Below are 16,262 nucleotides of genomic sequence, written 5' to 3' on the forward strand. Positions count from 1 at the left end.
AACTGGGCTAGCGGCGGGCGTACTTGTCCGTAGCCGCGACCAGTGCCTCCGCGACACCGGGCGCGCCCGTGTTGTGCCCGGCCTCCTCCACGACCACCAACTCACTCCCGGGCCAGGCGTGTTGGAGCCGCCAGGCGACACCGAGGAGGTTGCCGAGATCGAGGCTGCCCTGGACGAGGGTGCCGGGAATGTCCTTGAGGAGGGGCGCGTCCCGCAGCACGACGCCCTCCTCGTTTCCCTCCCCCAGGAAGTGGTCGTTGCCGAAGTAGTGCGTGACGGTCCGGGCGAAGCACATCCTGAACTCCGGGTCCTCGTACCGGGGTTCGGAGCGCGGCGGGGCCGGGACGATCGCCGTCTCCCAGTCGGTCCAGGCGCGTGCGGCCCGCTCCCGCACCGCCCGGTCGGGCGACTCGATGAGCCGGTTGTAGGCGGCGGCGAGGTTCCCTTCCCGTTCGGCGGCGGGGAGTTCGGAGACGAACGCCTCGAAGGCCTCCGGGAAGAGCTTCCCAAGTCCCCTGGTCAGCAAGGCCACTTCGGGATTCGACCCGGTGGCGACGCACGTCAGCACCAGCTCCGACACCACACTCGGATGCGTCTGCGCATACCGCAGCCCGAGCACCGACCCCCACGACGCGCCCCACACCAGCCACCGTTCGATCCCCAACTCCCGCCGCAGCAGCTCCAGATCGGCGATGAGGTGGGCCGTCGTGTTCACGCTCATGTCGGTGTCGTACGCGCTCGCGTGCGGCCTGGACCGTCCGCACCCGCGCTGGTCGAGCAGCACGATCCGGTAGGCGGCGGGGTCGAAGTACCGCCGGGGGCGCGGGGAACAGCCCGACCCCGGGCCGCCGTGCAGCACGACGGCGGGCTTGCCGTGCGGGTTTCCGCAGGTCTCCCAGTAGATGTGGTTGCCGTCGCCGACATCGAGCATGCCGTGGTCGTACGGTTCGATCTCCGGATACAGGCCCATCCCGCGACCCTAACCTCGCTACGGCTCCGGTGTCCCCGGCCTCGCTACGGCGTGGTCGGCAGCCCCGCCGCCCCGGCCGCCGTGCGCAGGACGTCCCGCAGCATCGCGGGGGTGAGTCTGCCGGTGAAGGTGTTGCGCTGGCTGACGTGGAAGCAGCCGAAGAGGTCGAGGCCGTCGAGGGAGACCCGGGCGCCGTGCCCGAACGCGGGCCGTGGGCGCGGGACTTGCCAGCCCGCCGCCGCGAACGCGGGCAGCGCCGCCTGCCAGCCGAAGGCGCCGAGGACAACCGCGGCCTTCAACGTCGGCCGCAGCAGGGTGAGTTCGTCGACGAGCCAGGGACGGCAGGTGTCGCGCTCCTCGGGGGTGGGCTTGTTGGCGGGCGGGGCGCAGCGCACCGGCGAGGTGATGCGCACGCCGTACAGTTCCAGGCCGTCGTCGGCGCTCACGGCGGTCGGCTGCGAGGCTAGGCCGACGTCGTGGAGGGCCTCGTACAGGACGTCACCGGAGCGGTCGCCGGTGAACATGCGGCCGGTCCGGTTGGCGCCGTGCGCGGCCGGGGCCAGGCCGATGATCAGGAGCGGCGCGTCGGCGGGGCCGAAGCCGGGTACCGGGCGGCCCCAGTACGTCCAGTCGGCGAAGGCGGCGCGTTTGGTGCGGGCGACCTCCTCGCGCCAGGCGACCAGGCGGGGGCAGGCCCGGCAGCCGGTGATCCGGTGGTCGAGGTCGGACAGGTTCATGCGGCCACCGTATTCATGTCCTCATCGGCTCAGGTGAGGATCGCGCCGAACGCCACGAACCCGCAGATCATCAGGAACAGCAGCGCCAGCAACGGCCATACAAACCTTAGGTACTTGTCGTAGCCGACCTTCGCCAGCGCCACCCCGCCGATGGTGACGGCGGTCGTCGGCACCCAGAGGTTCATCCAGCCGCTGGCGGCCTGCCAGGCGGTGACGACGACCGCGCGGGAGACCCCGGCGAAGTCGGCGAGCGGGGCGAGGATCGGCATGGCGAGGGTCGCGTGGCCGGAGGTGGACGGGATCAGGAAGGCCAGCGGCAGGTTCACGACGAAGACGATGATCGCGAAGACGCCGGAGGAGGTGCCCTTCACGATGCCCTCGATGGAGTGCAGGACCGTGTCCGTGATCTTCGAGTTGTTCATGATGACGGTGACCCCGCGCGCCAGCACGATCACCAGCGCCGGCGAGATGAAGTCGGCGGCGCCCTGGATGATCATCGAGCTGAGCTTCTGCTCCCCCATCCGCGCCACCAGCCCGATCAGCACGGCCGCGCACAGGAAGAGCGCCGCCAACTGCGGGAAGGACCAGCCGAGTTCGAAGCCGTACGGCTTGGCGTCCGCGTCGCCGGTGAGGGCGCTCGCCCACGGCACCACCGAGAAGATCATGAAGGCGAAGACCAGGCCCATGGTGACCAGAACCGCCTTGTGCAGCCCGGTCAGTTCGGGTTCCTCGGCCTCCGAGGCGGCGTCCTGGTCCCGGTCGCCGGGCAGGAACCCGGTGATCGACCGCTCGGGGTTCCGCCGCACGCGGCGCGCGTACCGGATGACGTACGCCACCGTCACCGCCGTCAGCACCACCCACATCACGAACCTCAGCACGATGCCGTCGCCGAGCGAGATGTCCGCGGCGGAGGAGGCGACGCCGGTCGCGAAGGGGTTCACGGTCGAGCAGAGCACGCCGATCCCGGCGCCGAGGATGATCGTGCCGACGGCGACCATCCGGTCGTAGCCGAGTGCCAGCATCAACGGCACGATCAGGCCGTAGAAACCGAGGGTCTCCTCGGCGAAGCCCTCGACCGTGCCGAGCACGGAGAAGACGACCATGATCCCGGCGATGAGCAACGCGCCGCGGTCGCGCAGCCGGTGGGCGAGCCGGCCGATGCCCCGGTCGAGGGCGCCGGTCGCGAACACCACGGTGATGAACGCCCCGATGGCGAGCACGAACAGGAACACGCCCGCGCTGCCGTACAGTTCACCGGCCAGATCCGGGCCGACCTGGCCGGTCTTCTCGTCCTGGATGCCGTAGAGGCCGTTGACGGGCGCGAGGAACAGGTCGTTCAGCCGGTCGACGAAACTCTGGCCGGAGTCGACGCGGTGGTAAGTGCCCTGGATCGGGGCGCCGGAGGCGTTGCGGTCGTACTGCCCGGACGGGACGAGGAACGCGAGCAGCCAGACGGCGACGGTGACGATCGCCAGGACGGTCAACGCGCTGGGGAAGGTGAACTTCGGCTTGTGCGGCGGCTGTTGGGTGGTCTGCGGGTCGTCGGTGGTAGTCATACGCCCGCCGCCCCGTCCTGACTCCGGCCCCGGAAGTCGGCCGCGTATCGCTCGACGAACGCGCACATCGCGACGACCGTGTTCCGCAGCTCCGAGAACAGCACCCGCTCGTTGGGCGCGTGCAGATTGCACATGCTGTCCTGCGCGCCGAAGAGCAGCACCTCGGCGTCGGGCGCGGCCCGCGCGAGCCCGTTGACCAGCGGGATCGAACCCCCGGTCGCGACATACGACGGCTCGGCGCCCCAGGCTTCCGCCAGCGCGGCGAGGGCGGCACGGTAGGCGGGCCCGCCGGTCGCGGCCTCGTAACCAGGGCCGGTGTCGCCCGGGGTGACGGTGAGCGAAACACCAAAGGGCGTAAGGGAGTTGAGGTGATCGACAAGCCGCGCCCGCGCCTCGTGGGGATCCTGTCGCGGATGAAAACGAAGGTTGAGCTTGGCCCGCGCATACGGCACGACCGCCGAGGCCGCGTGATCGACACCGGGCGCGTCCAGCCCGACGACGGTGATCGCCGGCCCGCTCCAGAGCCGCTCACCGAGACTCCCGCCACCGATGAGCGGAACCCCGTCGCACACGCCCGCCAACTCACGGAACTCCTCCTCCGTGTACGTCGCCCCGCCCCACTTCTCCCGCCGCAACCCCTCCACGGCCACATCCCCGTGCACGTCGTGCAGCGTGGCCAGAGCCTTGAGCAGCACGAGCAACGCGTCGGGCGCCGCACCGCCGAACTCCCCACTGTGACGCGGCTCTTCAAGAGTCCGCACTTCTACGACCACCTCGGCCGCGCCGCGCAGTCCGGTGGTCAGGGTCGGGGTGCCGGGGCGGAGATTGCCGAGATCGGCGATCACCATGGCGTCGCAGGCGAAGCGCTCGGCGTCGGTCGGCGGGTAGGTGTCGAAGGGGCTGCCGTACTCCTCCTGTCCCTCGAACACGATCTTCACGCCGACCGGCGGCCGCCCCTCGTACGCCCGCAGCATCCCGAGATGCGCGATCACGTTCGACTTGTCGTCCGCGACACCGCGAGCCCGCAACCCGCCCTCCACGGCGGTCGGCTCAAAGGGCGGCGAGTGCCACAACTCCTCGTCCCCGGGCGGCTGGACGTCGTAGTGCGAGTAGAGAAGAACGGTGGGGGCGCCGGGGTCCGGCGGCGGAATCTCCGCGAAGATCACCGGCGCGGTGTCGGGCAGCTCGATCCGCTCGATGTGCCCGACTCCGGCCCCGCGCAGCAACTCGACGAGCAGGTCATGCGCTTCCTGCACCGGCTCGGCCGGAAACCCGGGAAACGCCACGGAGGGAATCGCGGCCAGCCGCACGAGGTCGGCCCGGAGCCCGTCCATCAACGCGTCGACCTTCGCTGCCATGTCCTCCACGCCCGACCCCTCGTCTCTACTCCGGCTGCGGCCGCTACGACCTCGGAAAACAGCCTCTGCGGTACGGAGTGGGGGTGCATCCGGGGTGGGCCAGGGGGGTGCCGGGCGGGGGCGGGGTTCCAGGGCCGCGGGTCTCCGGCCGCGGGCCGCGGGCCTCCGGCCTCGGGTCTCGGGCCTCAGGTCTCGGGCCTCGGGCCTCGGGCCTCAGGTCTCAGGTCTCAGGTCTCAGGCCTCAGGCCTCCGGTCTCGGGTCTCGGGCCTCGGGCCTCGGGCCTTCGGTCTCGGGCCTCCGGTCTCAGGCCTCCGGTCTCAGGCCTCCGGTCTCAGGCCTCCGGTCTCAGGCCTCCGGTCTCAGGCCTCAGGCCTCCGGTCTCGGGCCTCCGGTCTCAGGTCTCAGGCCTCCGGTCTCAGGTCTCAGGCCTCCGGTCTCGGGTCTCGGGTCTCGGGTCTCGGGTCTCGGGTCTCGGGTCTCGGGTCTCGGGTCTCGGGTCTCGGGTCTCGGGTCTCGTCGGGAGACTTGTGCCTGGGAGACGAGTGCCGGGTGGGGAGAGACCGGAGGTCGGAGGCTGGAGACCGCAGGCTGGGGGTTGGAGGCTGCGGTCTGAGGGTTGGGGGCTGCAGGCTGGGCGTTGCAGACCGCAGGCTGGGTCGGGGGCCAGGCCCGGGGACGGAGCGAGGCCGGCGCCGGGTCTCAGTGCCGGGGACCAAGGCCCAGTGTCGGAGACGAGGTCGCACTCCGGGCACGGGCCGGGCTGGACCCGGGCCGGGACCGAAGCTGGGGCCAAGGCCAAGGCCAGAGCCGGAACCGGAGCCGCAGCCGCGTGGTCACAGGCCAGGACTACTAGGACTGCCAGGACTAGCCCCGGGCCGGAGCCGAGGCTGGGGCCAAGGCCAGAGCCGGAACCGGAACCGCAGCCGCAGCCGCAGCCGCGTGGTCACAGGCCAGGACTACTAGGACTGCCAGGACTAGCCCCGGGCCGGAGCCGAGGCTGGGGCCAGGGTCGGAACCGGAGCCGCAGTCGTGGCCACGCGCCGGAACTGGACCCGAGCCGGAATCGAGACTGGAGCCAGGGCCGAAACCAAAGCCGCAACCGTGGCCACACGCCGGGGCCGAACCCCGGGCAAGGAACCGGGACTGGGGCCAGGACCGGAACCGGAGCCCCAACCCTGGCCACACGTCGGAACCGGAGCCGCAACCCTGGCCACACGCCGGCGCCACAGCCGCAACCCTGGCCACACCCCGGCGCCACAGCCGCAACCCTGGCCACACCCCGGCGCCACAGCCCGCAGGCCCGGCGTAGCAAGGAGCCCCGTGTTCAGGTCGGCGGCCGAAACCCGCCGGAGCCGTCCGCCTCGGGGTACTAAAGTCGGGGCATGGCTTCCGAGGGTGCGGACGAGACCGACGGCGACAACGGAACCGGCGCGACCACGACGAGCCGGAACACCGACGCGCCCCAGAGCCCTGCGGCTGAGCCGCACAGCGATGCCGTGGCCGCAGCCAAGGCCGCCGGTCCCGCCAACGGTGCGAGCGTCCGCGTCGACAGCTGGATCTGGTCCGTCCGTCTGGTCAAGACCCGTTCCATGGGCGCCGCCGCCTGCAAGGGCGGCCACGTCCGTGTCAACGGTGAGCGGGTGAAGCCCGCCCACTCCGTCCACGTCGGCGACGAGGTGCGCCTCCGTCACGAGGGCCACGAGCGCGTCGTCATCGTGAAGCAGGTCATCCGCAAACGGGTCGGCCCCCCGGTCGCCGTCCAGTGCTACGTGGACAACTCCCCACCGCCCCCACCCCGCGAGGCCGTCGCCCCGGCCGGCATCCGCGACCGCGGTACCGGCCGCCCCACCAAGCGCGACCGCCGAGACCTGGAACGCCTGCGCGGCCTCCCCGGCGCCGGCCCCGACCCCGCCGCCGCTCCCGATGCTCACCGGGACCGGGACACCCGCCGAGACGCACGCCGCAGTACCCGACGCGACCCGCAACGATGACGTCCGGGACGGGCCCTAGGCCCACCGGACGCCACCGGTCACCCTGCGCTCAGCCGCAGCGATAGCCACAGCTATAGCCACGGTCGTCGCTGTCAGCCGTACCGCACCGATCACGCCCGTCGTCGTACCACCCGCAGCAACTCCGCGTTCTGCCCCCGCCGTGCCCAGGCGATCAGGGCGAGCGGAATGATCAGGATCAACGGTGTCGCCGCGTTCACTCCGTGGAACACGGTCATCTGCACGACGAACGCGCCCACCATCAGCGCGCTGAGCGCCGTCGCCGCCACCGACTGCAGCAGCGGGACCAACAGCCCGACGGCTCCGGCCAGTTCGAGCGCCCCGATGGTGTACATGGCTCCGCTGCCCCAGCCGATCTTGTCGAAGGACTCCACGGCCGACGAGTTCGCGATCAGCTTGGGCAGCGCACTCGCGACGCCGTAGAACAGGGCGATCAGCACCTGGAGGGCACGCAGCGCGATCCGGGCACGGCGACCGCGCGTGGTCGCGGACTCGGCGACGACGGTGCGGGAGGTGGCGGAAGCGGCGGAGGCTACGGAAGCGACGGTCTCGGACATGAGGTTCTCCTGTGGGAAGCGGTCGGTGTTGCTGTCACAGGGGTAGACCGACCCTCGCCCTCGAACTCATCGCCGCCGCAGGGGTTTTCCTCCGCGAGTCAGCCGGCCCACGCGTCCGCTAGTCCTCCGCAGTCGCAGTCTCAGTCGCAGCCACCGGCACCGGCACCGGCACCGCCCTCACCCATATCCGGTCCGGCGTCAGATAGCTGTCCACTCTCAGTCCCGCCTCCGCCAGCGCCTCCTCGAACTGGTCCTTCGTGAGCGGCCGGGACAGGAACGTCTGGGTCCAGACCGCGTCCGGGAACACATACTCCGCACGCACCGAGTCGACCCCCTCCCCGACCGGCTCCGCCGACACCATCCGCACGGTGAAGCCACTGGGATCGATGCGCTCGCGCGGCAGGTTCGTGTGGTAGTCCTCGCCCTCCCGCTGGATCAGCACGCAGCCGCCCGGCGCGACATGCCGCACGCAGGTCCGCAGCAGTCCGCGCCGCACCTCGGCGTCCCCGGCGTGTACCAGGAACGACGCGAGCATCACCACGTCGAAGGTCTCGCCCAGATCGAGGTTCTCGATCGGACTGCATATCGTGCGCGCGCCCTTGACCCGCTCCAGCATCTCGGCGGATTCGTCGACCGCCGTGACCGTGAACCCGCGCTCCAGGAGGGGGTGGGTCATCCGCCCCACCCCGCTGCCCAGCTCCAGGATGCGCGCACCCGCCGGCACGGCCGCGGCGATGATCTCCGGCTCCTGACCGATCGACAGCCGCGAGTACAGCTCGACCGCGCAGCCGTCCGGGGTGATCGCCCCGGGGCCTGTCCCCTCGTATCCCTCACGCATTTCGATTCGCATGCCCGTCCAACGGACCGCGTCCGCACGCCCGTTCCCGACTCGCACTGGTTCACCCGTACGAGTCAATTCCCTTCAGCGAGGCAACGGTTGGCCAGAAAGGCAACTGTCGGGGGTCGAAGCCGGGCCGGGATCAGAGCGGAAACCACCCGTGCCCGATGTACCAGTGCCCGCCGGCCCGCAGATGATTCCCGACGGCCCGCTCCACGGACGTACGCCGCGGCAGGTTCTCCACCGCCAGCTCGGGATGCCCGAACACGAACTGCACCGGCTCGGTGTCGGCCGGCTCCGTGTCCTCGCGAATCACCCGGAACCGTTCCTGGAAGCGGACGATGTTGGACTCGACCGGGAGGTACCGCTTCAACTGCGGGTCGAGCAGCCAGGAGTGGCAGGTCGCGGCCTCGTGACGCTCCTCGGGAAAGTGCCGGGCGAAGAACGCGCGGGCCAGCTCCAGCGAGCGCTCGCAGGCGGCCGGGGTGAGCGGCCCGGAGTAGTCGGGGATGTGCAGGTTCAGGCAGGGCGCCCCGGGCGCCGCGTCCAGCCCGGCCTCCGTGAGCGCCTGCGCACTGCGCTCGCCGAGCCGCGCCCGTTCGAACTGCAGCCGTCCCAACTGGTACAGCTCGCCGCGGAAGTGCGGGACGAGCCACTGCGGGAACGGCAGCCCCGGCCCGCCGAACCGCCTGTGGTGCACCGCGATGTTGCGTCCCAGGTCGGCGAGGGTGCGCCGGGAGACGTCGGCGGGGATGCCGCGTTCGCGGTGGTACGCGCGCGTGGCGGGCAGCGCGGCGACGAACACGTACACAGGGAAGTAGCCGCCGATCTCGGGCGGGGCCTCGGGCAGCCGGGCCAGGAGCAGCTCGGTGAGCCGGGTCCAGTGGCCGTGCTCCCCGATGTCCTTGATCAGCTCGCCGACGCACTCCTCCAGGAGCCGCGTCGCGTCGGGGTCCCGCGTCAACACCCGGCGCAGTCGCACCAGTTCGTTGATGTCCTCATGGGGTACGGCGAGGTCGAGCAGGACCTCGGGCAGTTCGTCGGCGTCCGGCAGCACGATGCGCTTCCCCTCCCTGTGGAGCCCTGTGGAGCCTTGTGAAGCCCTGTGGAGAACGTCCGAGCCGAAGAGTACGTTGCAAGGAGGAGTAGTGATTCCGATGCGTACAGGCAGTGAGCCGACGACCGCGCGCAGTCCGCTGCGGACGCGGTTCTGGCTGAGCGTCTGGGGGCTGGTCTGGACGATCTTCGGCACGGTCGCGTTCGCGCTCGCCGGCCGCCCCGGGTGGGCGGCGGCCTGCGCGGTGCTGTGGCTGATCGTCACGATCGACATGACCATGATCCTCAGACACATGCGCCAGGGCCCGCACTACCAGCCGGGCCCGGACGTCCCGCCGTACCGGCCACCGGAGCACCGCCACCCCTGACGTGCGCGAGCGCGCCCTACAGGCGTGCGCCTACTCCTCGAACCGGGCCGCCTTCAGGTACTGCGGTTTCGGATCGAGCGCGGCGGCCAGCCGGAAGTGGCGTTTGGCCTGGTCGGCGCGGCCCTGTCGCTCGTAGGTGCGGGCGAGCGCGAAGTGCGCGAAGGCGTTGTCCGGCTCGCGCTCCAGGACGATGGTGAACTCCAGTTCGGCGGGGCGCAGTTGCGCGGCCGCGAAGAAGGCACGCGCGCGCAGCAGGCGCGCGGCGGTGTTCTCCGGGTGCGCGTCGATGACGCGGTCGAGCAGCTTCACCGCGCCCCGCGGGTCCCGCGCTTCGAGCAGTTGCTCGGCGGCGCGGAAGTCGATGACATGCGTCTCCGGAGTACGTCCGGTCGTTCCGCTGTTCTCGGGCACGGCAAAGTCCTTCCCTCACTCGGACGTTTCAACGCCCGCGGAAAGGGCCGCTATTCCTGAGGGGGCTGCTGGGGCGCGTGCGCCCTGCGCACGAGTTCGGCCCATACGTCCCGTACGCGCCGCTCCAGCGCCTCCAGCGGTACGTCGTTGTCGATGACGATGTCCGCGATGGCGAGCCGCTTCTCGCGCGTCGCCTGGGCGGCCATACGCGCGCGTGCGTCGTCCTCGGTCATCCCGCGCAGCCTGACCAGCCGGTCGAGCTGGGTCTCGGGGCTCGCGTCGACGACGATCACCAGGTCGTACAGCGCGGTGAGGGCGTTCTCGGCGAGGAGGGGGACGTCGTGGATCACTACGGAGTCGTCCGCCGCCGCCGTTTCCAGCTCGCGGGACCGCCTGCCGACCAGGGGGTGCACGATCTCGTTGAGAACGGCCAGCTTCTCGGGGTCGGCGAAGACGATGGAGCCCAGCTTCGGCCGGTCCAGGGCGCCGTCCTCGCCGAGCACGTCCTCCCCGAAGGCCTCGACGACCGCCGCGAGCCCGGGAGTTCCGGGCGCGACGACCTCGCGCGCGATGCGGTCGGCGTCGATCAACACGGCGCCGTGCCCCACGAGCAGCCGCGACACTTCACTCTTACCGGCACCGATGCCCCCGGTGAGGCCGACCTTCAGCATGGACCGAAGCCTACGGCCTGTCACTGACAGGGCACGCGGTGACCGGCGGCAACCGCTCAGGACCCGTCCGGCGGAGAGGCCCTGGCACGCCCTAGTTGTCGCCCTCGCGCTCCGCCAGGAAGCGCTCGAACTCCTGCCCGATCTCGTCCGCCGAGGGGATCTCGACGGGCTCGGCGAGCATGTTGCCGCGGCTCTCGGCGCCCGCGGCGGCGTCGTACTGGTGCTCCAGGCCCTGGACGAGCGCCACGAGCTCCTCGTCGCCCTCCTGGATCTGGCGGTCGATCTCGGTCTGGGTGCGGTGGGCCTCGGTGCGCAGGGAGTGCGCGATGCCCGGGAGCACCAGTCCGGTGCCCGCCGTGATGGCCTCCAGGACGGTCAGGGCCGCGTCCGGGTAGGGCGAGCGGGCGATGTAGTGCGGGACGTGCGCGGCGACGCCCAGGACGTCGTGACCGGCCTCCATGAGGCGATACTCGACGAGCGCCTCGGCGCTGCCGGGGACCTGCGCCTCGTCGAACGGGCTGCGGTGCCCCGGGACGAGGTCGTTGCGGTTGCCGTGCGGCGTGACGCCGACGGGCCGGGTGTGCGGGACGCCCATGGGGATGCCGTGGAAGTTCACGGACAGCCGGACGCCGAGCCGCTCCACGATCTGCTGGACGGCCGCGGCGAAGCGCTCCCACTCCACGTCCGGCTCGGGGCCGGAAAGGAGCAGGAAGGGGGCTCCGGTGGCGTCCTGGACCAGTCGTACGTCCAGGGTGGGCTCTTCGTAGTCGGTCCAGCGGTCCCGCTTGAAGGTGAGCAGCGGGCGGCGGGCGCGGTAGTCGACGAGCCGGTCGTGGTCGAAGCTGGCCACGAGCTGGTGGGGCAACGTATCGAGCAGACGTTCGACGATCTGGTCGCCGGTCTCGCCCGCGTCGATGTATCCGTCGAAGTGGTAGAGCATGACAAGACCGGCCGACTCCTGTGCGAGCGCCATGTCGACGACTGCCAGGCCCTTCGGCTCCCATGCGTACAAACCCTGCGGATCAAGCACAGTGACCGCTCCTCCTCGTGTTCGTACTGCACAACGCCCTCCAGGGCATGGGCATTCCCGCCCATGCCCCTGATCAGGCACCTCTTACGGGCTTTTCATGCACCGCTCCCCTGTGTCACCAGGAGGGCGTCCACGTCACGAGGACAGCACGCGCGCGTGGAGTGCGGTCACGGCCTTGCGGGCGGAGGAGAACGCGCCGTGCTGCCAGGCGTCGGTGTAGCTGAGCCAGTCGCCGGCGAAGTAGACGCGTCCGGTGGGGTCGTTGAGCGGCTTGTAGCGGGCGTCGTCGGGGCCACCGGGGGTGTCGTGCCACGCGGCCTCCAGGTGGGGCGTCTGACGCCAGTGGTGGGAGAAGGACGAGGCCAGCTCGCTGCGGTACTTCTCGCCGTAGATCTTCACGCCCACGGCCACCGCCCGCTCTTCCCGCCCCTTGGGGGTGAGCTTCGCGTAGGAGTCCGCGTCGTCGTCGTAGTTGTAGTACCCGATCAGGACGCCCCGCTCACCGTGGAAGCCGTAAGAAGGGTGCCAGATGTGGGTGACGTCCTGGTCGGTCTCGGTGATGCCGCCGTAGATCCGGTGATCCAGTTCCCACCAACGGGACTTGTACTCCAGGCCGATCTTCGCGGCGGACGACGGGGTGATCGCCTCCAGCGCGGTCTGGACGCCGGTGCCGAGGTTGTGCGGGATCTTGGCGAGGATGTTGGGCGGCAGGGCGCCGACGCAGTAGTCGGCCTCGATCACCTTCGTACGGCCGCCCTGGGTGTAAGTGACGGAAACGCCACTCCCCTTGTCGGTGATTTTCGAGACGGCCGCTCCGGTACGGATGCGGTGTGCGCCGATCGCCCGGGTGAGGGCCTTGGGTATCTGGTCCATGCCGCCGACCGGCTGGAACATCAACATGGCCTGGTCGAAGCCGAATTCGAAGGAGAAGTAGCGGCCGACACCGCTGGCGAGGACTTCGGAGGCAGTGGGCACGTCCCCGAGCAGCACACCAGGAGTGCCCGCGGCGGCCGGGACGGTCGAGTACCCGCGGAAGTCACCGCCTTCGTAGGTCAGTTTGTCCCCGAGCTCTCCCCAGCCCTTGAGGAACTCGACGAGCCTCTCCTGGTCGGTGGCGGTCAACTCCTTGTCCAGGGCGCCCTTGTCGGTGGCCTTGGCGAGCAACTCCGAGACATAGCCGTAGACATCGGCCTTGGCGGTGCGGTAGCGCTCGGGCTTGGTCATGCCGGTGGACTCGTTGTAGATGTACGCGTCCGCGTTGACGTTGGTGAACACCTGGATGGGGACGCCGAGTTCACGGCAGTAGTCGAGGGTGACCATCCACTGCGGGATCCGCGCGGGGCCGCAGTTCATGTAGTGCCCGTCGGCGAAACGGGCGGTCTGCCGGTTGCCGTACAGGTCGGTCGTCGTGTCCCCGCCCCGGACGGTGAAGTTGCGGCCGCCGGTACGGTCCCTGGCCTCCAGGATCGTACAGTCGTAGCCGGCCTTGCCCAGTTCGTACGCCGTGGTCAGTCCGGCGATGCCACCGCCGACGATCACGACCTTCGCCGCGCCGCGTCCGGTGAGGTGGAAGTCGCTCGCGCTCAGGGCGCGGAAGGGCTGTTCCCGCTGGGCGGCCTGCGCGGTGGGGGCGAGTCCGAGGGCCCCCATGGTGGCGAACATCGTGCCCGCGCCACCGGTGAGACCCACGTTCCGCAGAAAAGCACGTCGGCTCTGGTTGCTTGCCATGGTCCGGCTCCCCTTTCCGATCATGAATGACCGAGGAAGCGTCCCAACACCCAGTTACGGCACAGCAGTTACTGATGTATCCCGCACGTTTCTACAAAGTCGAGGGAAACCCCGCCAGGGGCGCGGGGAACTGCGCGACCAGCCACAACGCACCGGCAGCCGCATGACGACCGTCCACGCACACGACTGAGGGGCCGCACCTCGAAAGGTACGGCCCCTCAGCTAACGGCTAAGCCTCAGCGGCAGCGCTCAGCTCTGGCCGCCGGCCAGCTTCTCACGCAGCGCGGCGAGCGCCTCGTCGGACGCCAGCGCACCGGAGGTGTCCGCACCCTCGGAGGAGTACGAACCGCCGCCGCCACCACCGGCCGCGGCCGGAGCCGCACCCGCCGTGTCGACGCCCTCGGCCGCCGCCTGGGCGTCGGCCTCGCGGGACTTGATGACCTGCGCCTGGTGCTGCTCGAAGCGCTGCTGCGCCTCGGCGTACTGGGTCTCCCACACCTCGCGCTGAGCCTCGAAGCCCTCGAGCCAGTCGTTGGTCTCGGGGTCGAAGCCCTCGGGGTAGATGTAGTTGCCCTGGTCGTCGTACGACGCGGCCATGCCGTACAGCGTCGGGTCGAAGTCGACCGTGGCCGGGTCGGCACCGAAGGCCTCGTTGGCCTGCTTCAGCGAGAGGCTGATGCGACGGCGCTCGAGGTCGATGTCGATGACCTTGACGAAGATCTCGTCGTTGACCTGGACGACCTGCTCCGGGATCTCCACGTGGCGCTCGGCCAGCTCGGAGATGTGCACCAGACCCTCGATGCCCTCGTCCACGCGGACGAACGCACCGAACGGAACCAGCTTCGTGACCTTTCCGGGCACGACCTGGCCGATCTGGTGGGTGCGGGCGAACTGCTGCCACGGGTCTTCCTGGGTCGCCTTCAGCGACAGGGAGACGCGCTCGCGGTCCATGTCCACGTCGAGGACCTCGACGGTGACTTCCTGGCCGACCTCGACAACCTCGGAGGGGTGGTCGATGTGCTTCCAGGACAGCTCGGAGACGTGGACCAGACCGTCGACGCCACCCAGGTCCACGAAGGCACCGAAGTTGACGATCGAGGAAACCACGCCGGAGCGGACCTGACCCTTCTGGAGGGTCGTGAGGAACGTCTGGCGGACCTCGGACTGGGTCTGCTCCAGCCAGGCACGGCGGGACAGGACCACGTTGTTGCGGTTCTTGTCCAGCTCGATGATCTTGGCCTCGAGCTCCTTGCCCACGTAGGGCTGGAGGTCGCGGACACGGCGCATCTCGACGAGAGAAGCCGGCAGGAAGCCACGGAGGCCGATGTCGAGGATGAGTCCACCCTTGACGACCTCGATGACGGTACCGGTGACGATGCCGTCCTCTTCCTTGATCTTCTCGATGGTGCCCCAGGCGCGCTCGTACTGGGCGCGCTTCTTCGAGAGGATCAGGCGGCCTTCCTTGTCCTCCTTCTGGAGAACAAGGGCTTCGATCTCGTCGCCGACCTTGACGACCTCGTTCGGGTCGACGTCGTGCTTGATCGAGAGCTCGCGGCTCGGGATGACACCTTCGGTCTTGTAACCGATGTCGAGCAGGACCTCGTCCCGGTCGACCTTCACGATGACGCCGTCGACGATGTCGCCGTCGTTGAAGTACTTGATCGTCTCGTCGATCGCGGCGAGGAAGGCTTCCTCGTTACCGATGTCGTTGACCGCTACCTGCGGGGTGGTGGCGGTGGTCTCGGTGCTGCTCGTCATGTGGGAAAGGGCTCCGGTACGGACATTGAAGTCGTAGGTACTGCTCACGCCGAGAGCCTTTTTCGCTTCGCTCTGCAGAAGGCCGGACAGCCAAGGAAGCGCCGATCCGGAACACCAGGTGTCCGGTGGCGCCTCGAAAACCGAGGGGACATACATACAGATGCGAGCGCAACCTGCTACGTCTGAGGTGCGCAGGCCCGCAGCGCAACTTGTAGCATACGGGGGCAGCCAGGCAGGGTCAATGCGCGAAGGCGCACACCCGGGGCGGATCGCCGCATACCCGGCACAAAACGTGTCCCGCGAGGCCACGCAGGCCTGAACCACCCCTTCAGTGACGCCGCCGGGGACAGCCGCACCGTAGAGGTGACGGAAGAGTACGACGAGGGAGCCGATCATCCAAGAGCCCGATGCGTTCGAGCCGGAAGCCACCCGACGTGACGCCGACGTCACCGAGAGTTCCCGGGCCAACCGGGGCTGGTGGGACCGGAACGCGGACGACTACCAGGTCGAGCACGGCACGTTCCTCGGCGACGACCGCTTCGTGTGGGGCCCCGAGGGCCTCGACGAGGTGGAGGCCGAACTCCTCGGCCCGCCCGAGGAGCTGAAGGGCAAGGACGTCCTGGAGATCGGCGCCGGGGCGGCCCAGTGCTCGCGCTGGCTGACCGCCCAGGGTGCCCGCGCGGTCGCCCTGGACCTCTCCCACCGCCAGCTCCAGCACGCGCTGCGGATCGGCGGATCGTTCCCTCTGGTGTGCGCCGACGCCGGCGCGCTGCCCTTCGCGGACGAGTCCTTCGACCTGGTGTGCGCGGCGTACGGGGTGATGCCGTTCGTCGCCGACCCGGTGCTGGTGCTGCGCGAGGTGCGCCGGGTGCTGCGGCCCGGCGGCCGGTTCGTCTTCTCGACCACGCACCCGATCCGCTGGGCCTTCCCCGACGAACCGGGCCCCGAAGGCCTGACGGTCTCCGCCTCGTACTTCGACCGCACGCCGTACGTCGAGCAGGCCGACGACGGCCGCGCGGTCTACGTGGAGCACCATCGCACCCTCGGTGACCGCGTCCGGGACATCGTGGCGGCGGACCTGCGCCTGGTGGACCTGGTCGAGCCGGAGTGGCCGTCCTGGAACACGGCCGAGTGGGGCGGCTGGTCGCCCCTGCGCGGCAACCTGATCCCCGGGACGACGATCTTCGTGTGCGAACGCGCCCGGTAGAACCACT

Annotated in this window: 15 protein-coding genes; 3 read left to right on the top strand and 12 right to left on the bottom strand. The window is 70.1% G+C overall.

The window, feature by feature from the left end; all coding sequences use genetic code 11:
- Positions 1 to 7 precede the first annotated feature (7 nt).
- Genes pip through R2B38_RS08535 form a run of 4 tightly spaced genes read right to left on the bottom strand, consistent with a single transcriptional unit; the run spans position 8 to position 4,621 of the window.
- On the bottom strand, positions 8 to 970 hold the full coding sequence (gene pip / locus R2B38_RS08520; RefSeq protein WP_318015680.1) for a prolyl aminopeptidase: 963 nt from the start codon (positions 968 to 970) through the stop codon (positions 8 to 10).
- Positions 971 to 1,014: 44 nt separating this feature from the next.
- Positions 1,015 to 1,707 (bottom strand): uracil-DNA glycosylase, encoded by a 693-nt coding sequence (locus R2B38_RS08525; RefSeq protein ID WP_318015681.1) that lies wholly within the window; start codon positions 1,705 to 1,707, stop codon positions 1,015 to 1,017.
- A 29-nt stretch (positions 1,708 to 1,736) separates the two neighbouring features.
- Entirely contained in the window at positions 1,737 to 3,263 is a 1,527-nt protein-coding gene (locus R2B38_RS08530) for a YfcC family protein (RefSeq protein WP_318015682.1), read from the bottom strand.
- Entirely contained in the window at positions 3,260 to 4,621 is a 1,362-nt protein-coding gene (locus tag R2B38_RS08535; protein WP_318021609.1) for a M20/M25/M40 family metallo-hydrolase, read from the bottom strand. The genes R2B38_RS08530 and R2B38_RS08535 overlap by 4 nt, the downstream gene beginning before the upstream one ends.
- A 1,383-nt stretch (positions 4,622 to 6,004) precedes the next feature.
- Between R2B38_RS08535 and R2B38_RS08540 the strand changes: the two genes are divergently transcribed.
- Positions 6,005 to 6,613, top strand: coding sequence for an RNA-binding S4 domain-containing protein (locus R2B38_RS08540; RefSeq protein WP_318015683.1), 609 nt, complete (start codon positions 6,005 to 6,007; stop codon positions 6,611 to 6,613).
- 110 nt (positions 6,614 to 6,723) lie between these two features.
- Here the strand turns inward: R2B38_RS08540 and R2B38_RS08545 are convergent, their stop codons facing one another.
- From R2B38_RS08545 to R2B38_RS08555, 3 genes are all read right to left on the bottom strand, one after another.
- Positions 6,724 to 7,188: a DoxX family protein gene (locus tag R2B38_RS08545; RefSeq protein WP_318015684.1), complete on the bottom strand. Its 465-nt coding sequence runs from the start codon at positions 7,186 to 7,188 to the stop codon at positions 6,724 to 6,726.
- Positions 7,189 to 7,306: 118 nt separating this feature from the next.
- Entirely contained in the window at positions 7,307 to 8,026 is a 720-nt protein-coding gene (locus R2B38_RS08550; RefSeq protein WP_318015685.1) for a class I SAM-dependent methyltransferase, read from the bottom strand.
- A 142-nt stretch (positions 8,027 to 8,168) separates the two neighbouring features.
- Positions 8,169 to 9,083, bottom strand: a complete 915-nt coding sequence (locus tag R2B38_RS08555; RefSeq protein WP_318015686.1) for an acyltransferase domain-containing protein — start codon at positions 9,081 to 9,083, stop codon at positions 8,169 to 8,171.
- Positions 9,084 to 9,183: 100 nt separating this feature from the next.
- On the opposite strand from R2B38_RS08555, the gene R2B38_RS08560 reads away from it, so the two are divergent.
- On the top strand, positions 9,184 to 9,450 hold the full coding sequence (locus R2B38_RS08560) for a DUF6343 family protein (RefSeq protein WP_033287227.1): 267 nt from the start codon (positions 9,184 to 9,186) through the stop codon (positions 9,448 to 9,450).
- A 30-nt stretch (positions 9,451 to 9,480) separates the two neighbouring features.
- On the opposite strand, the gene R2B38_RS08565 is transcribed toward R2B38_RS08560, so the two are convergent.
- The 5 genes from R2B38_RS08565 to rpsA all read right to left on the bottom strand — a co-directional run bounded on the left by R2B38_RS08565 (position 9,481) and on the right by rpsA (position 15,048).
- Positions 9,481 to 9,861: a tetratricopeptide repeat protein gene (locus R2B38_RS08565; protein ID WP_318015687.1), complete on the bottom strand. Its 381-nt coding sequence runs from the start codon at positions 9,859 to 9,861 to the stop codon at positions 9,481 to 9,483.
- A gap of 50 nt (positions 9,862 to 9,911) precedes the next feature.
- Complete coding sequence (coaE, locus tag R2B38_RS08570) at positions 9,912 to 10,532, bottom strand: dephospho-CoA kinase (RefSeq protein ID WP_318015688.1); 621 nt, start codon at positions 10,530 to 10,532, stop codon at positions 9,912 to 9,914.
- A gap of 91 nt (positions 10,533 to 10,623) precedes the next feature.
- A complete protein-coding gene (locus R2B38_RS08575; RefSeq protein ID WP_033287219.1) occupies positions 10,624 to 11,562 on the bottom strand; it encodes a PAC2 family protein in 939 nt (312 codons plus the stop codon).
- Positions 11,563 to 11,697: 135 nt separating this feature from the next.
- Complete coding sequence (locus R2B38_RS08580; protein WP_318021610.1) at positions 11,698 to 13,224, bottom strand: flavin monoamine oxidase family protein; 1,527 nt, start codon at positions 13,222 to 13,224, stop codon at positions 11,698 to 11,700.
- A 315-nt stretch (positions 13,225 to 13,539) separates the two neighbouring features.
- Positions 13,540 to 15,048: a 30S ribosomal protein S1 gene (rpsA, locus tag R2B38_RS08585; protein ID WP_318021611.1), complete on the bottom strand. Its 1,509-nt coding sequence runs from the start codon at positions 15,046 to 15,048 to the stop codon at positions 13,540 to 13,542.
- A gap of 391 nt (positions 15,049 to 15,439) precedes the next feature.
- Between rpsA and R2B38_RS08590 the strand changes: the two genes are divergently transcribed.
- The gene (locus tag R2B38_RS08590) at positions 15,440 to 16,255 is read left to right on the top strand and encodes a class I SAM-dependent methyltransferase (RefSeq protein WP_318021612.1); all 816 of its coding nucleotides are present in this window, start codon (positions 15,440 to 15,442) and stop codon (positions 16,253 to 16,255) included.
- Positions 16,256 to 16,262 lie beyond the last annotated feature (7 nt).

The organism is Streptomyces sp. N50, assembly GCF_033335955.1.
GTDB lineage: Bacteria > Actinomycetota > Actinomycetes > Streptomycetales > Streptomycetaceae > Streptomyces.